The sequence below is a fragment of the Rhizobium sp. UBA1881 genome, from assembly GCF_002338015.1.
Taxonomy (GTDB): Bacteria; Pseudomonadota; Alphaproteobacteria; order Rhizobiales; family Rhizobiaceae; genus Rhizobium.
On sequence record NZ_DDHH01000090.1, the window covers coordinates 15,277 to 33,721 of the forward strand.

Here is an 18,445-nt window from a genome sequence, read left to right on the forward strand (position 1 = left end):
ATCGCGACGTGATCTTGAGGCGCCGTGGGGCGCCTCTTTTCGTTTGGGCGATTGGCGCGTGGATCGCGGTTTCGGCCAGGCGTTGGATGGCCGGCGAGATTAGGCGTCGATACAGACGCACGCAGGCTTGAGGCTTGAGGCTTGAGGCTTGAGGCTTGAGGCATATCGCAATCGTAGCGGCTTGCCGCAACAGCGAAAAACTGCCGCACCACCAAGATCCGCCGCGCCTCATCAGCCACTGGTATCGCAACGCTTCTCACCACCCGAAGCGAAACAGTCCGCGTGGCTTCATTCGCCATCCACCGACCGCGCAAGCAGACTGGCCGCGACGCCCGGCTGCCCGACCATGCTCCGTGTCTCGATCGCGCGGCGATGGGGAGCCGTCCGCCCCTCACCCCGCTCATGCCTCTCAAACGCGAAAAGGCGCTCGCGCGCCTTTTCCCTTGTCATGTGAGGCGGAGCGGTCCGCCTGTCCGTCACACCTTAGCCGACATGCGGCGCGGTGGTGGTGTCGTGCTTGTCGTCGAACAGGATCTTGACCGCTTCCGTGGTGTTCTGGAGAACCGCCACGTCGTGCCAGCCGCCATTGGCGTTGACGCTGACCACCGTGTCGGCACCCTGGACCGTCGTCTTGACGCTCGAGAGCGCCTCGGCTTCGGTGGCCTGGTGGCCGAGCAGGCTGTCGAGGAGCTTCGACACGTCGAGCGTGTCGCCCTCGCCGGCCTTGTAGTCGGTGATCACGTCGGCGATCTTCACATCCGAAAGCGCGTCGGCATCGAGCACGAAGGTATCGGCCCCTGCGCCACCCGTCAGCGTATACATGCCGCCGGCGCCCGAGAGCGTGTCGTTGCCATCGCTGCCGATCAGCGAGTAGGCATGGTTGTCGTCGGCGCTGCCGAGCGTGGCATCGAAGGCAACTTCGACGAAGTGGCCGGTGGAGCCATCCGTCAGCGTGTAGCTGCCATCGGCCAGGATCGCCTGACCGTTGATCGCGCTATCCGAAGCATGCGCATCGAGCGACAGGCTGGCGATCTGATGATCGGCAAGGCTCGAAAGCTCGCCGGCATCGCTGATGCCATTGTGGTTCAGATCCTGCCAGATGGTGAGCTTCGAGAAGGCCTCATCGGCCGCATCGATCTTGCCATCATGGTTGCTGTCGAGCGTCGCAAGCGCAGCCAGACCATCGACATAATTGCCACCGGCAAAGTGCGGCGAGAAGATCTCGCTGCCATTGTCGATCTTGCCGTTTCCATCCACATCGTAAGCCAGGATGCCATCGGTACCGGCCGTCCAGGCGATCTTGTCCTGATGACCATCGGCATTGATGTCGAAGGAGACGCCATGCTCGAGGGTGGTGAGCGCGACGCCGTTGTGGTCGAGGTCGAGGATGATGGGGTCGACACCATTCGGCAACTTCGCGAAATTGTTGGCCGTCAGGCTTCCTGCAGCCACGCCCGCAAGTGTCATGACGTGTTCGATGCTGAAGTCGGTCGCAACGAGATTGCCGTTGTTTCCGCTCTCGTTGTTTGTGACCAACATCGAATAGATCGCAGCTCCGGCTGCGCCATAAACGACCACGGTATAGGTCCCGGTTCCGATCCTGCCGATGGCTCCCGCCACGGCCTGTTCGACAAGTCCGTTCGCGCCGTCAGCTGTGAAGTCGGTCACGGTCGTGGTGATCGCAATGATCTCCTTGCCGACGACGTTCGCATTGTTCGCGACGTTCGATGCGAATGCGCCATCCGTAACAACGGCGCTGTCGACCTTGATCACGATTTTGTCAACACTGACGTCGAAGTTCGAGACGTTTGCGATGGCATTGTCGCTGTTGCCTACGCTGCCGTGCTTGAACACAATCGTATCGGCTGCGCGGTCCAGCCCGAGGTTAACGTCCCAGGTCTTGCCGGTCACATTGGTCGCATCGATGACGACGCTGCCACCGCCCGAACCGGTATTGATCGTACCGCCGCCCTTGCCGGCGAAGATGTTGTCGACGCCGCTGGTGCCGTTGATCGTCAGGCTTTCCGACTGCCTGGAGACATCGAGCGTGCCGCTGGATGTCATGGTGATGTTTTCGATGCTGGTGATCTGGCTGTCGCTCGTGTTGATGAAGCCGCCAGCAACCCTCAGCGTGTCGCCGGTGTTGGAACCGCCGACAAAGTTTTCGATGCCGGAGATCGAGTTGAAACCGGTCGCCGTGCCTGCAGCCAGATCAATGGTGATCGCTTCGGTCGTTCCGGCATAGCTCAGCGTGTCGGAGCCGTTGCCAAGATTGGCTGTCACGATCTCGACACCGCTTACCGTGCCGCCTTCGAACTGCGTGATCACGCCGCCGGAGACGATGACATCAAGGGTATCGTTGGAAGAGGTTCCAGTTATCGCCAGCGTATCCGTGCCGGTTCCGCCAACCACGATGTCCGTGCCATCGCCGATGGTGTAGTTGAACGTGTCGTCGCCGGCGCCGCCAAGCAGAACGTCGTCACCCGAATCCCCTTCGATCGTGTCGTTGCCGTCACCACCGTCGATGAAGTCGTCACCCGACCCGCCGTAAAGCGTGTCATTGCCGGCCATGCCATAGATGGCATCATCGCCCGAACCACCGTCGATGGTGTTGCCATCGCTATTGCCGATCACGACGTCATGGCCGCCACCGGCAGAGAGCGTCTTGTCAGGAGCATGGGGGTCGATCGTGATCAGATCCCCAAAGTCGCTGTTTGCGTAGGCATAGGAGTTTTTATTGTTGCCGTTGCCGCTGGCATTGTTGGTGACGGTGATCGCCTCGCCGTAGCTGGCGATAGCGTTGAAGGCGACGTAGTTGGTTCGCGTCGCGCCGGTGCTGTCCGTCGCCGTGACCCGGTAGACGTAAAGGCCAGCATCGCCATCGCTGTCGTAGGACCATCCTTCCCAGAAATTCTCGCGCGGATTTCCGGTGACGGTCACGCCCTTGTTGAGCCAATCGTCGGAGTCGGTCGCGGAAACCTTCTCGAACGCATAGCTGAGCTGACCGCTGCCACCCGAGAACAGTGACGATACCGCGAAGTTGATGACGTTCGGCAGATCGCTGTTGTCGGCGAATGCGTAACGACCGGTCGTCGGCACAGACTCCACCACCGAAAGCAACGAGACATCGGTCGCGCCGTCGATCCGGATGTTTACAATCTGAGACGCTCCGTTCAGCGAGTACACTGTGAAGCTATCGCTCAGATGCTGGCCGTTATTGAGCGCATTGACGGCGGGGTTGCCGTTGTCGAGCTGGTAGTGCCAATTGCCCTTGTCGTCGATCGTGAAGCTGCCATAGGCGGTCGCCTTGGCATCGGTGACGGCCTTCCAGACGTCGGCAGGGTTGTCGACATCCGTCAACTGGAGATTGCCCGTCGCAACCGGAATACCTGCATTAATGCCATTCGCTTCCGTGACGGAGCCGTTGACGTCGCCCGTGATGACGGCCGGATCGTCAGTGCCGGTGATGTGGAAGGTCAGCGTCGAGCTGGATTCCGCGCCGGAGGGATCCTTCGCCTTGTAGGTGAAGACGTCATCGGCGGTGGCGCCCTGAGCCAGCTTCTGCGCTTCGCCGTTGTTCGGCGAATAGCTGTAGCTGCCGTCAGACTTGATGCTGAGATCGCCGTAGGTGCCATGGACGATCAACGCGACGTCGGAGGCGACACTGGCGAAGGTGCCGGCCGTGCCGGGAGCAACCGCGCTCACGACAAGCTTTGCGGTTTCGCCGCTGTCGACATCCGTGTCGTTGCCAAGCACGCCGGCCGCGCGGTCAAGGGCAGCATACGTGGTGTCCTCGGTGACGTTGACCACATTGGCGACGGCCGTCGGCGCTTCGTTGGTGCCGGTGATGTGGAATGTCAGCGTCGAGCTCGATGTCGCGCCGCTGGGGTCCTTTGCGGTGTAGGTGAAGACGTCATCGGCAGTCGCGCCTTGCGCCAGCTTCTGCGCTTCGCCGTTGTTCGGCGAATAGCTGTAGCTGCCATCGGACTTGATGCTGAGATCGCCGTAGGTGCCATGGATGACCACCGCAGCAACGGAGGTGATGCTGGTCAATGCGGCATTGGACGTGCCTGCACCGACGGCGCTGACGACGAGAGCCGCCTTATCGCCGTTATCGACATCCGTGTCGTTGGCGAGAACTCCCGTCAGGGCAGACGCGGAGGCGGTTGCATCCTCGCTGACGTTGACGACGTCTGCGTAGGCAACCGGCGCATCGTTGGTGCCGGTGATGGTGACCAGCACGTCCTTGCTGATCACGCCGCCATGGCCGTCGTCGATCTTGACAGTATACGTCTCGACGTGGGCCTCACCTGCCGCCAGCGCCTGCGCCGAGCTGTTCAGCGTATAGGTCCAGCCGACGCTGCCGCCTTCCGTCGTGGCGGCTTCGGTCACGGCGCCGAGCGTGAAGGTGCCGTAGGTCGGGCCCTGCGGCGCCGTTACGGTCGCGGCATGGGTGTCGATCAGGTCGGCGTCGGTGAAGTTGATCGTGCCCGTTGTCGTCGGCTTGGTATCCTCGGTCACGTTGACCGAAACGTCGCCGGCGATTTCGAAGACCGGCTTGTCGTTAGTGCCGACAAGCTTGACAGTGATGTCGCGCGTCGTTGACGTGCCGTGGCCGTCGTCGACCGTGACGTGGAAGATTTCGGTGCGGGTCTCGCCTTCGGCGAGCTTGTTCAGCGTCGCGTCGTTGACGTGATACTTCCAATCGACCCAGCCGACGCCGTCATTGGCGGTTTCCTCGCCGACGGAAGCGACCAGCGTGCCGAAATAGCCGGTCCCGCCGGCGGTCACCGTCACACTGTGCTTGTCGCCCTGGTCATCGTAGATCCAGAAGCCACCGCCATTGTGGCCAGCGTAACCCGCGGGTGCGTCAAATTCGGTGCGATCCGTTGGCGAGCCGGCGCGGGCGTCGGTCGCCTGATACTCGGTGATCGTTCCGGTTTCCGGGAAGCCCACCGAACTTCTGACGATGTCGTTCGTGCCTGTCACCGTCAGCTGGTAAACAGCCGACTTGCTGTCGCCGTCGCCGTCGGTGACGGTGAACGGGATGGTGATCTTGGCGACCTCGCCTGCGCTGAGGCCGTCGAAGCTGTAACCGGGGTTGATCGTGAAGACGCCGGTCTTCTGATCGTAGCTGTAGGCGGTCTCAGGCAGTGTGATCGTCGTGCCCGATGGCGTGGAGATCGTGACATGCGACTTGTCGAAGTCCACGGAGCCCTTTTCGTCAGCGCCAAAATTGAAGTCCGTGCCTGCATGCAGGTTGAACTTGATCTCGCCGCTGTCTTCGACGGTCGTACCGGTGAAGACCGGAACGGCTGCGCCATGCGTCAGGCTGACATTGGCGAGATAGGTGCCGGTGTTGTCGTTGGCGTTGCCGATTTCCTTGAAGGTCAGCGTATTGCTGCCGCTTCCCGCCGTGACATCGAGCGTGACGGTCGTCATCTTGCCCGTCACCGCGTAGGTGTAGACCTCGTTGTTCCAGTGAACCTCGAGAGCCGACGAGTTCGGATCGGACGAGCCGATTTCGAAGCTGATCGTGTACTTGTCGCCGGCGGTCAGGCCCGTCACGCTCTGCGAGATCGAGACGTTACCCGGCGAGGCACCGAGATCGACCATCGGGTGGCCGTTGGACGAGGCGAGACCGAAGTAGGTTCCCACGATCTTTTCGAGCTGAACGCCGGTCTGGCCGGGAGCAGTGCCCTCGATCTTCCAGCCGGTGGATTCGGTCGCCCAGGCGCCCCAGCTTTCGGCGTGCGCCCAGGTGCCGCCGGTGAAGTCGCCGTTGGAGAGTAGGTTCACGTTCTGCAGCGGGCCGGTGATGGTCGGCTGGCTGTCGGCCACTGCGACCGAGAACTTCTGATCGACGTAATCGCCGTCGCCGTCATAGACGCGAGCGACGAGGTTGAGCGTCAGCGTATCGCTGCCCGGCGCGTGGTCGAGGTTCTGGTAGAGCGTGGCAACGAAGCTGCCTTCGCGAACGACGGCGACGATGAAGACCGGGTTGTCGGCGCTGTCACCGTGCTTGAAGGCAACGATTTCCTGGTCGCCACCGTTGGTCGGACGAACGAGGTAGTCGAGCGCGACTCCATCGGAGGTCAGGCCAGCGTTGATGACGGGCTTGCCATCGGCGCCGAGGCCGATTTCGACATGCGTCGCCTTGTTGTCCGCGCCGAGATTGACGTGCAGCGAACCGGCATCGACAGACACGAACGGCAGGCCGCTTTCGGCGAGGTGGCCGGTATCGGCAGGCGCCGCGATGACGGGCTTGTCGTCGTGGATGCGGGTGGAGAGTGTCAGATTGACGCTGTCGCCGTCACCGTCGGTGGCGACAACGGTGAAGTTCAGCGACTGGCCTTCGCCACGGCCGGAGTCGCCCGGCTGATGGTCTATATTGCCAAGCAGCGTGACCTTCCAGCCGGCATCGCCCTGGTTGAGAACGGCGCGCAGGATGACTTCGCCGCTTGCGGTGCGGCCTTCGATCGTGTGCGCGTCGGCCGAGAGGCTGAAGAAGACGGTGCGGCCATCGGACGTCAGGCCGCTATCGGCGCCCGCGCCGCCGGCAACCAGCGAACCGCTCTTGCCGTTTGGAACATCGAACTTGCCGGAGAAGGCCGTGGAGCCGAAGCCGTCTGCACCGAAGTTGACCAGCAGATTACCGGTCGCGACGTTCTCGTGGCCGGCATTGGTGCCTGCCGGCTGGCCGCCGGCTGCGACGATGCCACTTTCGTCAACGCCGGCGTTGGATACGCCCGGCGCGATGCCGGTGGGGTTGGAGACAACAGGCTTATCATCGGCGACAGCCACCGCAAAGTGGCTCGAAGCCGGATCGCCATCGGCGTCGGTCGCAGTGAAGGCGAACTGCAGGCCACCCTGCGGCACCGACTGGTGGTCGAGCGTGTCGAGAAGCGTGAGCTTGTATTCGCCCGTCACCTTCGAGAGTTCGACCGTGAAGATGGTGCGGCCATCGGCGGAGATCGCCGTCAGGATCGTGTTGTTGGCGGAGAGCGTGTAGTGGATCGCATCGCCGTTCGAGGTCAGGCCCGTCGGCTGCTGGGTGTCGAAGGTGACGCCGCGCAGGTCGACATTGTTGTCAGCACCCCAGCTGATGCCGAGCGAGCCGGTCGCGACCGACGGCGTGAACTGGCGCAGCTCGACGTCGTCGATGAGGATCTGGTTGCCAGTGCCGCTCGTCTGGGTGATTTCGACGCGCAGCTGCCAACCGGCATAGTCGCTGCCGATGACAGGCGAGTTCAGGTCGATCGAACCCCACTTGCCGTCGGCCGGTTCCGTCAGGCTGATCTGCGAGAGCACGACCGTCTGGTTGCCATTGGTGGCGATCAGCTTGGCGATGCCGCCGCCAAAATCCTGGTCGGCGCGGTTGCCGACGTCGAAGTGCAGCGAGTAGACTTGGCCGGCAGAAAGCGTCGTGCCGGTGTCCCTGGCAAGCGTTGCGCCTTCGCGCAGCCACACGACGTTGCCGCCATCGTGACCTTCAGCCGAAACGATCGAGGTTGCCGGTGCGAACAAGCCGCCGACGCCGCCGGTGATGGTCCAGCCGGTCGGGGCGCTGTAGCTGTAGTTGCCCCTGCCGTCTTCGACCACGCCGTTCTGGCCGGTCGCCAGGCTGTTCTGCTCGAAGGTGCCATTGGCAAGGATCTGCGAGGAGCCGACTTCGGCGGCGTGGCCGAGCGTCGGAGATACGATGGTCGGGGTGTCATCATTGACGCTGATCGCCAACGAGCCGCCGACAACGTCACCGTCGCCGTCCTTCACATTGTAAGTGACCGTGAAGGTCTGATTGTTTTCATCGGAACCCGCAGCGTGCTGGATCGCATGGTTCTGCGTCACCGTGTACTTGCCCGACGTCGTGTCGTCGAGCGTGACGGTGAGAACCGTGACGGCGCTGCCGTGCTGGATCTGCGAGATGACAAGCGTCTTGCCGTCGGTCGACAGAGACTGCGAGAAAGCGCCCTCGGTCGAAGCTGTCGTCGCAAGGCCGGCGCCGGTCAGGAGCAGCGAGCCGGCGCCATCTGCGCCGTAGGAATGCGCCAAAATACCCTTGACGTTTGCAGCGTCGACATCGTCGCCCGTGCCGCCAGCATTGCCGCCGGTCATGGCGTCGTCGTCGAGCTTGACGACGTCATTGGCTGCAACGGTCGGTGTGTCGTCGTTGACGCGGATCGTGATCTGGCCGGTGGCCTTGTCGGAATCGCCGTCAGTGACGATATAGCTGAGCTTGAAGTCGAGATTGTCTTCGATACCGGGATTGGAGCCGCGGTGGTCGATCGGGGCTTTCTGCTCGACCGAATAGGCGCCCGTCGTGGTGTTGGTGATGGTTGCAACCAGAACAACAACGGGTGTGGTGCCCTGCATCTGCGTCACGGTCAGGACCTTGCCGTCAGTCGACGTCGTGGTCGTAAAGCCCGAGGGAAGATCAATCTTGGCGATGCTGCTTGCCCACAGAACGGAGCCCGCGCCGTCGGCGCCATAGGAATGCGCGAGGATGCCGGTGACGTTTACGGCATTTTCCGTGTCGCCGTTACCGCCGGGGTTGCCGCCTGGGAAGGCGTCGTCATCGAGAACGACCATTTCATTCGACGAGACCGTCGGCGTATCGTCGTTGACGATGATGGACAGCGTGCCGTTGGCCGGATCGCCATCGCCGTCTTTCACCTGATAATTGATGGTGAAGGTTGCATTGTTTTCGTCATTGCCGGCCGCATGGATGACAGCATGGTTCTGAACGACCGTGTAGCTGCCTGATGTGGTGTCGCTGAGCGTGACGGTCAGGACGGCCACCTTTTCGCCGTGCTGGATCTGCGAAATGACGAGCGTCTTGCCGCCGTTGGTGATCGACTGCGAGTAGTTGCCCTCTCCAGAAGCCGTGGTGCCGTAGCCGGCGCCTGTCAGCAGGACCGAACCGGCGCCGTCTGCACCGTAAGAATGTGCCAGCGTACCGGTGACGTTCTGTGCGTTCACGTCATCGCCGACGCCGTCAGGATTGCCGCCGGACAGCGCATCGTCGTCGAGCTTGACGGTGGCGTTTTCGGAGACGGTCGGCGTGTCGTCGTCGACGTTGATCGTCAGCGTGCCGTTTGCCGTGTCTCCATCGTCGTCTTTCACCTGGTAGTTGACGGTGAAGGTTGCATTATTTTCATCGTTGCCGGTTGCGTGCTGGACCGGGTTGTTCTGCACCACCGTATATTTGCCCGACGTCGTGTCGTCGAGCGTGATGGTCAGAACTTTCACGTAATGACCATCCTGGACCTGGAAGATCGCCAGGACCTTGCCGTTCTGGTTCAGCGACTGCGAGTAGCTGCCCTCGCCAGAGTTGCGACCCTCGAAAGTGGCCCCCGTCAGCAGCGTCGAGCCGGCGCCGTCTGCACCATAGGAATGGGCCAGCGTACCGGTAACATTCTGTGCATCGACATCATCGCCCGTGCCGCCGGCGTTACCGCCAGCCAGCGCGTCATCGTCGAGCCTGACCGTGGCGTTGTTCGAAACGGTCGGTGTGTCGTCGTCGACGTTGATCGTCAGCGTGCCGTTTGCCGTGTCGCCGTCGCCGTCCTTCACCTGGTAGGTGACGGTGAAGATCTCGTTGTTTTCATTGCGGCCGCTGTCGTGCATGACCGGGTTGTTCTGCACCACCGTGTACTTGCCGGACGTCGTGTCGTCGAGCGTGATGGTCAGGACGGCCACCGAGGCGCCGTTCTGGATCTGCGAGATGACGAGCGTCTTGCCGTCGGCGCTGACCGACTGCGAATAGTTGCCCTCTCCACGAACCGACGTGCCGAAACCGGCGCCCGTCAGCAGGAGCGAGCCGACACCATCGGCGCCATAGGAATGCGCCAACGTGCCGGTGACGTTGACAGCGTTGAGGTCGTCGCCGTTGCCGCCGGGGTTACCGCCCGCGAGTGCATCGTCGTCGAGCTGTACCGTGTTGTTGGACGAAACGATCGGGCTGTCATCGATGACGCCGATCGTGAAGTTGGTGGTGATTTTGTCGCCGTCGCTGTCGCGGACGATGGCGTTGAAGGAGAGCGACAGGACATCTTCATTGCCCGCACCCGATGCCTTGACCGGATGGTCGAGCGTGCCGGACAAAACGAAGTTGTAGGCGCCGCTGCCGGTATCGGAGAGCGAAACGGTGAAGACGACGTCCTTGCCGGCATAGGCGGTGAGCACCGTGCCATTGGCCGACAGTGTATAGGTCAGATGCTCGCCGCCGGAGGTCAGGTTGGCGGGCGAGATCGTCTGGTTGCCGCTCTTGATCGAGAAAATCGCGGCCGCTTCGCTGTTCGTCAGATCCGTCGAGCCGACGACCGTACCGAAGACCACGGAGCGATCGCCGAGACCGCCGACGCCGCCATTGATCACGGCGTTGGCGCTGTCGGAGCCCCAGAAGATGTTGAGCGAGCCACCAGCCGAATTGCCGGTGACGTCAACGTGGTGGCCGAAGAACTCGTAATCGCCGTCAACGCCGGGCGAGGTATCCTCGTTGCCGCCCTTCAGCGCTTCTTCCTCGACGTAGCGGGTGATGATCTGGCCGATCGCCACCGGCACGTCATCAACCACGGAGACAGAGAAATCGACATTCTTCGGGTCGCCGTCGGAATCGGTCGCAACCGTGTGGAAGGTCAGCTTCAGCGCGTCGTCGCCCTGAACGTTCTGGTCGAGCGAGCCCTGTAGCTCGAAATTATACTTGCCGGTGCCGTCATCGCTGATGGTGACGGTGAAGATGGTTTCGCCGTGGGCGGTTGCGACCAGCTTGGTGCCGCCATCGGTCAGGCGGTAGCTCAGCGCCTGTCCCTCTGAGGTGAGCGCAATCGCATTGCCGAGGCTATCGACGGCCGAGACAACGCCTGCGTGGCTTTCGGCACCCGTCGTTACGAAGACCAGCGAGCGGCCGGCACCATCGTTGGCGCCCGGCTTGTCGTAGTTGTCCGCTCCCCAGGAAATGTTGAGGTTACCGGATACCTTGGTGGATTCCGGCCATGCATCATTGCCGCCGCGCAAATCGTCTTCGTTGACGCTGGCGCTGTCGGACTTGGTCCAAGAGATGACGTCGTCCTTGACGTTGATGGTCAGCGAGCCATTGGCGGTGTCGCCGTCGCCATCCGTGACGCGGTAGCCGATGGTGAAGGACTGGTCGGCCTCGCCGGTCTGACCGTTGCCGGCCGCATGCTGGACCGGAGCCAGCTGGGTGACCGTATACTTGCCGGAAGTCGTGTCGTCGAGCGCGATGCTCAGGACGTTGACCACGGTGCCGTGCTGGATCTGCGAGATCACGATGCGGCTTCCGTCTTCCGAGACGGTTTCGAAGAACGAACCCTCGCCGGAGGCCGATGCGGCGAAGCCTGCCGTCGTCAGGACGAGCGAGCCGACGCCGTCGGCGCCGTAGGAATGAGCGAGCGTGCCTGTGGTATTGGCGATCAAAGGCTCGCCGTTGCCGCCCTTGAAGGCGCCGTCGTCGAGCTGCACGGCGCCGTTCGCGGAGACGATCGGGCTGTCGTCGATGACGCCGATGGTGAAATGCGTGGTGATCTGGTCGCCATCGGCATCGCGCACGACGGCGTTGAAGGCGAGCGACAGAACATCTTCGTTGCGGGCGCCCGATGCCGTGACCGGGTGATCAAGGACGCCAGACAGTACGAAGCTGTAGCCACCGGCACCGGTGTCGGTCAGCGTTACGGTGAAGATGGTCTTTTCGCCGGCGCTGGCGGTCAGAACCGTGCCGTTTTCCGACAGCGTGTAGGTAAGCGTCTCGCCGCCAGACTTCAGGCTGCCGAGGTCGAGCGTCGTTTCGCCGCTCTTGACCGTAAAGAGAGCCGATGCCTCTTCGGTCGTCAGAACCTTCGAGCCATCGACCGCGTCAAACACAACCGAGCGGTCGCCGAGACCGCCGACGCCGCCGTTGGCGACGGCGTTGCCGTTGTCGGAGCCCCAGGAGATGTGCAGCGAACCACTCGTCTCGTTGGTCGTCGGGTTGAGGTGGCCGCGACCCGGATAATAGCCATCGGCATCCGGCGAGTCCCGACCGGGACGGTCGTCCTCGTTGCCGCCGGCGAGTTCTTCTTCCTCGACATAGTGCGTACGGATCTGGCCCTGGGCGGTGGGAACGTCATCGGTAACCGAAACGGTGAAGTCGACGTTAGCCGGATCGCCGTCGGAATCGGTCGCGACGACATGGAAGCCGATGCCGAGGCTGTCCTGGCCGGCGGCCGGATGATCGAGCGGGCCCTGCAGGGTGAACGTGTAGCTGCCGGTGCCATCGTCGTTGAGGCTGACCGTGAAAATGGTTTCCTTGCCTGCGCTTGCAGTCAGAGTGGTGCCGTCTTCCGACAGGGCGTAGGTGAGCGCGACGCCATTCGACGTCAGCGGCAGGGCCGAAGTGACTGCGGATTCGGTCGAGGCGAAGACGAGCGAGCGGCCGACGCCATCATTGGCACCTTCGACGTCGTAGTTGTCGGCGCCCCAGGAGATGTGAAGATCGCCGGAAGCAGTCGTGGATGACGAGGATACGGCCTCGCGCAGCGGAACCGGCGTTTCACCGCCGTTGCCGAGATTGTGCTCGTTGACTGTCGTATTGCTATCTTCGGACGGGCTCCAGGCGATGACGTCGTCCTTGACGTTCAGCGTCAGTGTGCCGTTTGCCGCGTCGCCGTCCTTGTCCTTGACCTGGTACCCGATGGTGAAGGCCTGGGTGTTTTCGCCCTGGCCGAGCGCGTGCTGGATCGCGACGTTCTGGACGATGGTGTAGATGCCGGAGGTGGTATCGCTCAGCGTGACGGTCAGAACGGTGACGTTGGTACCATGCTGGACCTGCGAGATCACGATGCTGCGGCCGTCGGCGCCCACAGTCTGGAAGAAGGAGCCTTCACCGGCAGCTGTGTTGGCGAGACCGGCGCCCGTCAGCAGAACGGAGCCGATACCATCGGCGCCGGAGAGAAAGCCGAGCGTGCCAGTGGTGTTCAAGAGCGTGGCTTCGCCGTTCCCGCCCGGCAGCGAGCTGTCGTCGAGCAGAACCACGGCATTGGCAAGCGCAGTCGGCACGTCGTCGTTCAGATCGGGCGTGCGCTCGGGCGCGCTGTCAGCCTGCTGCGTATCAGCCAGCAGCGAAGCGAGCTGCGTCGGGTCGCCGGCGTTGCCCTGGATCGAGTCCTGGAAATTGGCGCCGGAGCTCGAAGGCGAGGAGCTGGCGGAGTAGGAGCCGTCGGGGCCGGCGGCGACGTTGATGTTGCTCTGTTCGAGAGCGGCGATCACGGCCTGCTGGGGGAGCTCGACTTCGCCGAGCAAGAAGGTCGGAACGTGGAGCGCGCCGTTAACGATGACGATCTCGGTGCCATCGGCCTGAACGAGGACGAGGTCGTTGCCGCGGACGTGGATATCGTCGATCGCGGTGCCTGCCGGCAGATGGGCGATGTTGTTCTGATCCGGGACAACCTGGCCAGCGGGTGCGGCTGCGGCCGCCTCTTGAGCTGCCGGCAAGCGGCCGGTCGTTTCAGTCGACTGAGCGCCCTGCTGATCGCTCGGCTGAGTGGTTCCGGCCTGTGCGACCTCGACGCCACCACGGGCGGAAGTCTGCAGGCGGGCGTCCTGATGAATATCGGAGATCAAGTCATGCGATGCGTTTTCATTTTCAACGGCAGAGATGCGAGAATCTTCGATAGACATACAAAATACCCCAATGAGAAACTGAGGCCAAATAATTCCGCCGAAGATACAAAAGCAATACTGCCCTATAGGCGCCGATATAGCCGGTTATGCATCCACCCAGAAATGTTTAAGAACGGTTAACCGCAAAACCGCTTAGTCGGTAAAATTCTAATAAAAATAGAACGATAGAGGCTTTTCGCCACAGCAGAACGGCCCCGTTTCCGGGGCCGATTCGAGAGTGTCTCAGTTGCTTTCAAGCGGATCTTGCCAGGCCTCAGCGGGCCGGCGCCACAAGGCAGAAGAAGGCGCCCTGGGGGTCGATCGCCTGTATCACCCAGCTACCGCCGGGCACTTCCATCGGGCCGTTGACGACCTGGCCGCCGCCGGCCTTGACCCGCTCGATGGCGGAATCGATGGCGGGGACGTTGAAGTAATAGGCCCAGGCCGGCATCGGCACATTCTCCGGCTTCGTCATCATCCCGCCGACGGGCGTGCCGTGTTCTGCGAAGATGCGGTAGACGCCCATCGGGCCCATGTCGAAATCATGGTCCTTGGTCCAGCCGAAGAGCTTTTCGTAAAAGGTGAAGGCCTCACCGCCGTCGCCGGCGTAGAGTTCGCTCCAGCCGAGCGTGCCCGGCGCGCCCATCGCCGCTTCCGGCGGCGGGCTGTCCATCGGCGCCGGCGTCATGATGCAGATCACGGCGCCATGCGGGTCGGCGACTACGGCGAAGCGGCCGATTTCGGGGATATCCTCGGGCGGGCGGCGGACGGAGCCGCCATTGGCGGCGAAATCCTGGGCGCTCTGATCGACATCGTCGACGGCGACATAGCCGGTCCAGTTCGGCGGGATGCCGGTGCCTTCCAGCTCTGCGGGAAAGACCATCATGCCGGCGCGGCCGACGCCATCGGCCTCGAAGATATTATAGGGCGGCATGCCGGGGACGGTCATTTCGCTGGTCGTCCAGCCGACGACCTTCGTATAGAAATCCTTGGCGCCCTTGGTATCGGGCGTCATCAATTCGCACCAGATGAACTTGCCGTGGGTCTCCGACATCGTGATCTCCCTTTCACGTTCTTCGTTGCGTCGATGCAGGCGTGATGATCTCAGGCGCCCATGATCTCAGGCCTCAGTGGCAGCAGGATGACGCCTTTGGCGCTTCAGCATACTCGTCGTGGCGCTTGACGAAGTTCATCGTCGAGTCCTCGTTGCGGCCCTTCGGCGCGCGGTCGAGGATCATCAGCGTGCCGATCAGCTCTTCCGAGCCGCGGGCGTAGCTGGAGTAGGTGTGGAAGATCTCGCCCTTCTCGTTTTTGTAGAAGGCGCTCAATCCCGGCAGTTCGTCATTGGCATCTTCGGGCGGGATCGAAGTAAAGTTGTAGAATACTTTATCCTTGCCGAGATCTTCCGGGCTGAACGACACGTGATAGTCGAAGTTGAAGTCGCTCGATGCCGAGGATACCCAGGGGAACTTCCAGCCCATCCTGGTCTTGTAGGCCTCGATCTTGGCGACGGGGGCGCGGGAAACGGCGACCCAGGTGACATCGTGGTTGTTCAGATGCGGCAGCGTGCCATCGACATGGTCGGACAGGAACGAGCAACCGGGGCAGCCGGCCTCCCAATCGGGACCGAGCATGAAATGGTAGATGATCAGCTGGCTGCGGCCATCGAAGAGCTCGCTGAGCGATCTCTTGCCATCGGGCGTGTCGAAGGCATAGTCCTTCTCGACCTTGACCCAGGGAAGCGCCATGCGCTCGGCATTGACCTTGTCCCTCAGATGCGTTGCTTCCTTCTCCTTGAGAAGCAGCGCGCGGCGGGCTTCGAGCCATTCTTCGCGGGAAACGACTTGGTTCTGCATCGTGTGCGCCCTCCTCCGGCGCGACCGAAACGGTCCATTCTCCTTTCCTTGACTATATATATTGATATCAATAGAAATTAGACATGTCAAACGCTACCGACATTCCTTTCGCGACGACGCTTCTGGTGCGCGACACGTGTCTGTGCCTGCACGCGCAGCGGGCGGCGCGGGCCTTGGCGCGGCTGTTCGACGATGCGCTGCGGCCGGCGGGGCTGACCAATGGGCAATTCTCGCTGATGATGTCGCTGAACCGGCCGGAACCGCCGCCGATGGGGCCGGTCGCCAAGCTGCTCGCCATGGACCAGACGACGCTGACGGCGGCGCTGAAGCCGCTGCAACGGCGCGGCTGGGTCGAGGTCTTTCCGAACCCACGGGACAAGCGCGGACGGCTGCTGCGGTTGACGCCCGAGGGCATGCGGGTGCTGACCGCCGCGCTGCCGATCTGGGAAAGCACGCATGCGGCGCTGGAACAGACGTTGCCCGAGGGCAATGCCGAGCGGCTGCGGCAGGATCTGCAGGCGCTGGCCTAGGCTCAGATCTTGTTGGCTATGCGCGGGTCTTCGCCGAAATCGGCGCGAGTAAACCCAATTCTTGCCTTCGGAAATTCGCAGAGCGCCTGGACGCCGGTCGCGGAGAGCCGCAGGCGCCATGTCTGGCGCTCGACCGGATCGCGCGCGGCAAAGGCCGAGGCGGTGAGCAGCGCGATGTTGCGGCGATGGCCGGGATCGCGCACCGAGGCGTAGAGGATCGCCTGGCAATCGGCCTCGCGGGCGGCATCAGCCAGCGTCTGGCAGGGCTCGTAGCGCTGGGGATCGGTCCAGACCGCACGGTCGCGATCAAGCGGCGGCGCGGTAAGGTCTATGGCGCGCGGCGTCTCGATAGACGCTGCAAAGGCGGTGTATTCGGCGGCGTTGGCGGGAAGCGGCGTATCGGGGGAATCGGCGTAGAACAGCAGCCGGTAGAAGGCCATCTCCGATATGGCGGTTTCGACTGCTTCCGACGCATAGTAGACGCCGAGCGTGCGCCCTGCCCGGCGGAAGCGCGAGCCGTGGGGATAGATAGCGCCGTAGCGGAAGGGTGTTGCCAGGAGATAGTCGAGGCCCTTGCATTCCGGCGGCAGGACCGGCTTGCTTTCTTCCAGCAGCGTTTCGAGCAGGGCCTGCTCTTCCAGCGTATCGACGATCTTCAAGGTCGAGATCTGATGCTGCGCCTCCACCAATCGCCAGAAGCGGCCGGAGACGGGTCGCGCTTCAGACGATAGCGCGGCGGGCGTCCAGGTAGGCGAGGACATCGGTCAATCCTGATATGCTGACGATCTTTTCGAGCGGCGTGGCGCCGAGCGCGGTGTTGGCATTGCGCAGCCATGAGCGCGCGACCGCCTCATCACCGCCGACGATGGCATCCAGCGAGCGGAACAGGCGCACGAGCAGGATGGCGAGTTCGAAGGGTTTCGAGCCGCGTTCGAGCAGGTAGTCCTGCCGCTTCATGCGCGATACCGTGGCTTCCGACAGGCCAAGCACTGATGACAGCGTGCGGGCACTGATGCCGAGGCGCTCGGCGGCGGCAACGGCAGCCTTGGTGATGACGACGGCTTCCTGGGGCTGCGTGCCTGATATCGTATGGGCGATGGCCATGGCGATTTCCTTTCCCTGGAAACAATATAGCGATTATATTTCTAATGGAAAGATGGTCGGCGGGAATTCCGCCCGAAAAGAAAACAACCCGGCCTGCAGTGCAGACCGGGTTGCCAATAGTCATAAAGGCCAAGCTTACTTCACCGATGGGTCCTTGATGGTCTTGCCGATCGAGAAGGCCAGAAGGGCCGAGATCAGCATCAGGGCGCCGACGATGAACATCGGCATCTCGTAGAGACCCGTGGCATCCTTCACAGCACCGGTGATGTAGGGTGCCGCGAAACCTGCGATGTTGCCCACGGTGTTGATGAGCGCGATGCCTGCGGCAGCCGCGGCACCCGTGAGGAAGCGCGAGGGGAAGGACCAGAAGTTCGGCAGCGCCGAGAAGATCGTGCAGGCGGTGAGCGTGATGGCGATGACGGTTGCCTCAGGGGACGACATCAGCAGAGCGAGCGGGATGCTGATTGCGCCGACCAGAGCCGGAATACCGACGTGCCAGGCGCGGACGCCACGCTTGGACGCATCGCGGCTCCAGAAGAACAGCGCGACGGCGGCCGGCAGATACGGGATCGCCGTGATCAGCCCCTTGTCGAAGACGTTGAACTTGGTGCCGAACTTGGTTTCGAAGCCGGCGATGATGGTCGGCAGGAAGAAGGCCAGTGCATAGAGGCCGTAGATCAGGCCGAAGTAGATGACCGAAAGCAGCCAGACGCGCTTGTCCTTGAGTGCCTGCAGGGTCATCGAGCCGTGGCCGGAGAGCTTGCCAGCTTCTTCCTTGGCGAGTTCGCGGTTCAGCCAGTCACGCTCTTCCGAGGTCAGCCACTTGGCGGCGGTCGGGGTGTCGGGCAGGTAGAACCAGGTGATGATGCCGACGACGATCGCAGGAACGGCGACGCCGAAGAACATGATGCGCCAGCCTTCGTAGCCGAACAGGCCGTGTGCCTGGATGAGCAGCGAAGCGATCGGCGCGCCGATAACTGTCGTCAGCGGCTGGGCCAGATAGAAGAGCGCCAGAATCTTGGCGCGATGGCGGCCGGGAACCCAGGTGCTGAGATAGAGGATGGCGCCGGGGAAGAAGCCGGCCTCGGCAACGCCGAGCAGGAAGCGCAGCGAATAAAGGCCGGTGACGCTGCTGACCCAGGTGAAGAGCATCGCAACGACGCCCCAGGTCACCATGATGCGGGCGAGCCAGCGGCGAGCGCCGTATTTGTGGAGCGCCAGGTTGCTGGGGATTTCCAGAACGATATAGCCAACGAAGAAGATGCCGGCGGCAAAGCCGAACTGGGCCGCGGTCATGCC

General features: G+C 62.6%; 7 protein-coding genes. 1 reads left to right on the plus strand and 6 read right to left on the minus strand.

Features of this window, described 5'->3' with window-relative positions; genetic code table 11:
* Positions 1 to 483 precede the first annotated feature (483 nt).
* The 3 genes from B3605_RS10925 to B3605_RS10935 form a co-directional block, all read right to left on the minus strand.
* A complete protein-coding gene (locus B3605_RS10925; RefSeq protein ID WP_296433831.1) occupies positions 484 to 13,674 on the minus strand; it encodes a DUF5801 repeats-in-toxin domain-containing protein in 13,191 nt (4,396 codons plus the stop codon).
* 256 nt (positions 13,675 to 13,930) lie between these two features.
* Complete coding sequence (locus B3605_RS10930; protein WP_112944445.1) at positions 13,931 to 14,710, minus strand: VOC family protein; 780 nt, start codon at positions 14,708 to 14,710, stop codon at positions 13,931 to 13,933.
* Between the two features lie 73 nt (positions 14,711 to 14,783).
* Positions 14,784 to 15,512, minus strand: coding sequence for a DUF899 domain-containing protein (locus tag B3605_RS10935; protein WP_112944446.1), 729 nt, complete (start codon positions 15,510 to 15,512; stop codon positions 14,784 to 14,786).
* Positions 15,513 to 15,595: 83 nt separating this feature from the next.
* On the opposite strand from B3605_RS10935, the gene B3605_RS10940 reads away from it, so the two are divergent.
* On the plus strand, positions 15,596 to 16,042 hold the full coding sequence (locus B3605_RS10940; RefSeq protein ID WP_112944447.1) for a MarR family winged helix-turn-helix transcriptional regulator: 447 nt from the start codon (positions 15,596 to 15,598) through the stop codon (positions 16,040 to 16,042).
* A gap of 2 nt (positions 16,043 to 16,044) precedes the next feature.
* Here the strand turns inward: B3605_RS10940 and B3605_RS10945 are convergent, their stop codons facing one another.
* The 3 genes from B3605_RS10945 to B3605_RS10955 form a co-directional block, all read right to left on the minus strand.
* Positions 16,045 to 16,803, minus strand: coding sequence for an RES family NAD+ phosphorylase (locus B3605_RS10945; RefSeq protein WP_112944448.1), 759 nt, complete (start codon positions 16,801 to 16,803; stop codon positions 16,045 to 16,047).
* On the minus strand, positions 16,763 to 17,146 hold the full coding sequence (locus B3605_RS10950; RefSeq protein WP_112944449.1) for an MbcA/ParS/Xre antitoxin family protein: 384 nt from the start codon (positions 17,144 to 17,146) through the stop codon (positions 16,763 to 16,765). The genes B3605_RS10945 and B3605_RS10950 overlap by 41 nt, the downstream gene beginning before the upstream one ends.
* A gap of 135 nt (positions 17,147 to 17,281) precedes the next feature.
* Positions 17,282 to 18,445: MFS transporter (locus B3605_RS10955; RefSeq protein ID WP_296433836.1), on the minus strand; the 1,164-nt coding region annotated here is incomplete at its 5' end.

Coding starts and splice junctions, on each gene's coding strand:
- B3605_RS10925 (WP_296433831.1), bottom strand. CDS start 13,674: ATGTCTATCGAAGATTCTCGCATCTCTGCCGTTGAAAATGAAAACGCA.
- B3605_RS10930 (WP_112944445.1), bottom strand. CDS start 14,710: ATGTCGGAGACCCACGGCAAGTTCATCTGGTGCGAATTGATGACGCCC.
- B3605_RS10935 (WP_112944446.1), bottom strand. CDS start 15,512: ATGCAGAACCAAGTCGTTTCCCGCGAAGAATGGCTCGAAGCCCGCCGC.
- B3605_RS10940 (WP_112944447.1), top strand. CDS start 15,596: ATGTCAAACGCTACCGACATTCCTTTCGCGACGACGCTTCTGGTGCGC.
- B3605_RS10945 (WP_112944448.1), bottom strand. CDS start 16,803: ATGTCCTCGCCTACCTGGACGCCCGCCGCGCTATCGTCTGAAGCGCGA.
- B3605_RS10950 (WP_112944449.1), bottom strand. CDS start 17,146: ATGGCCATCGCCCATACGATATCAGGCACGCAGCCCCAGGAAGCCGTC.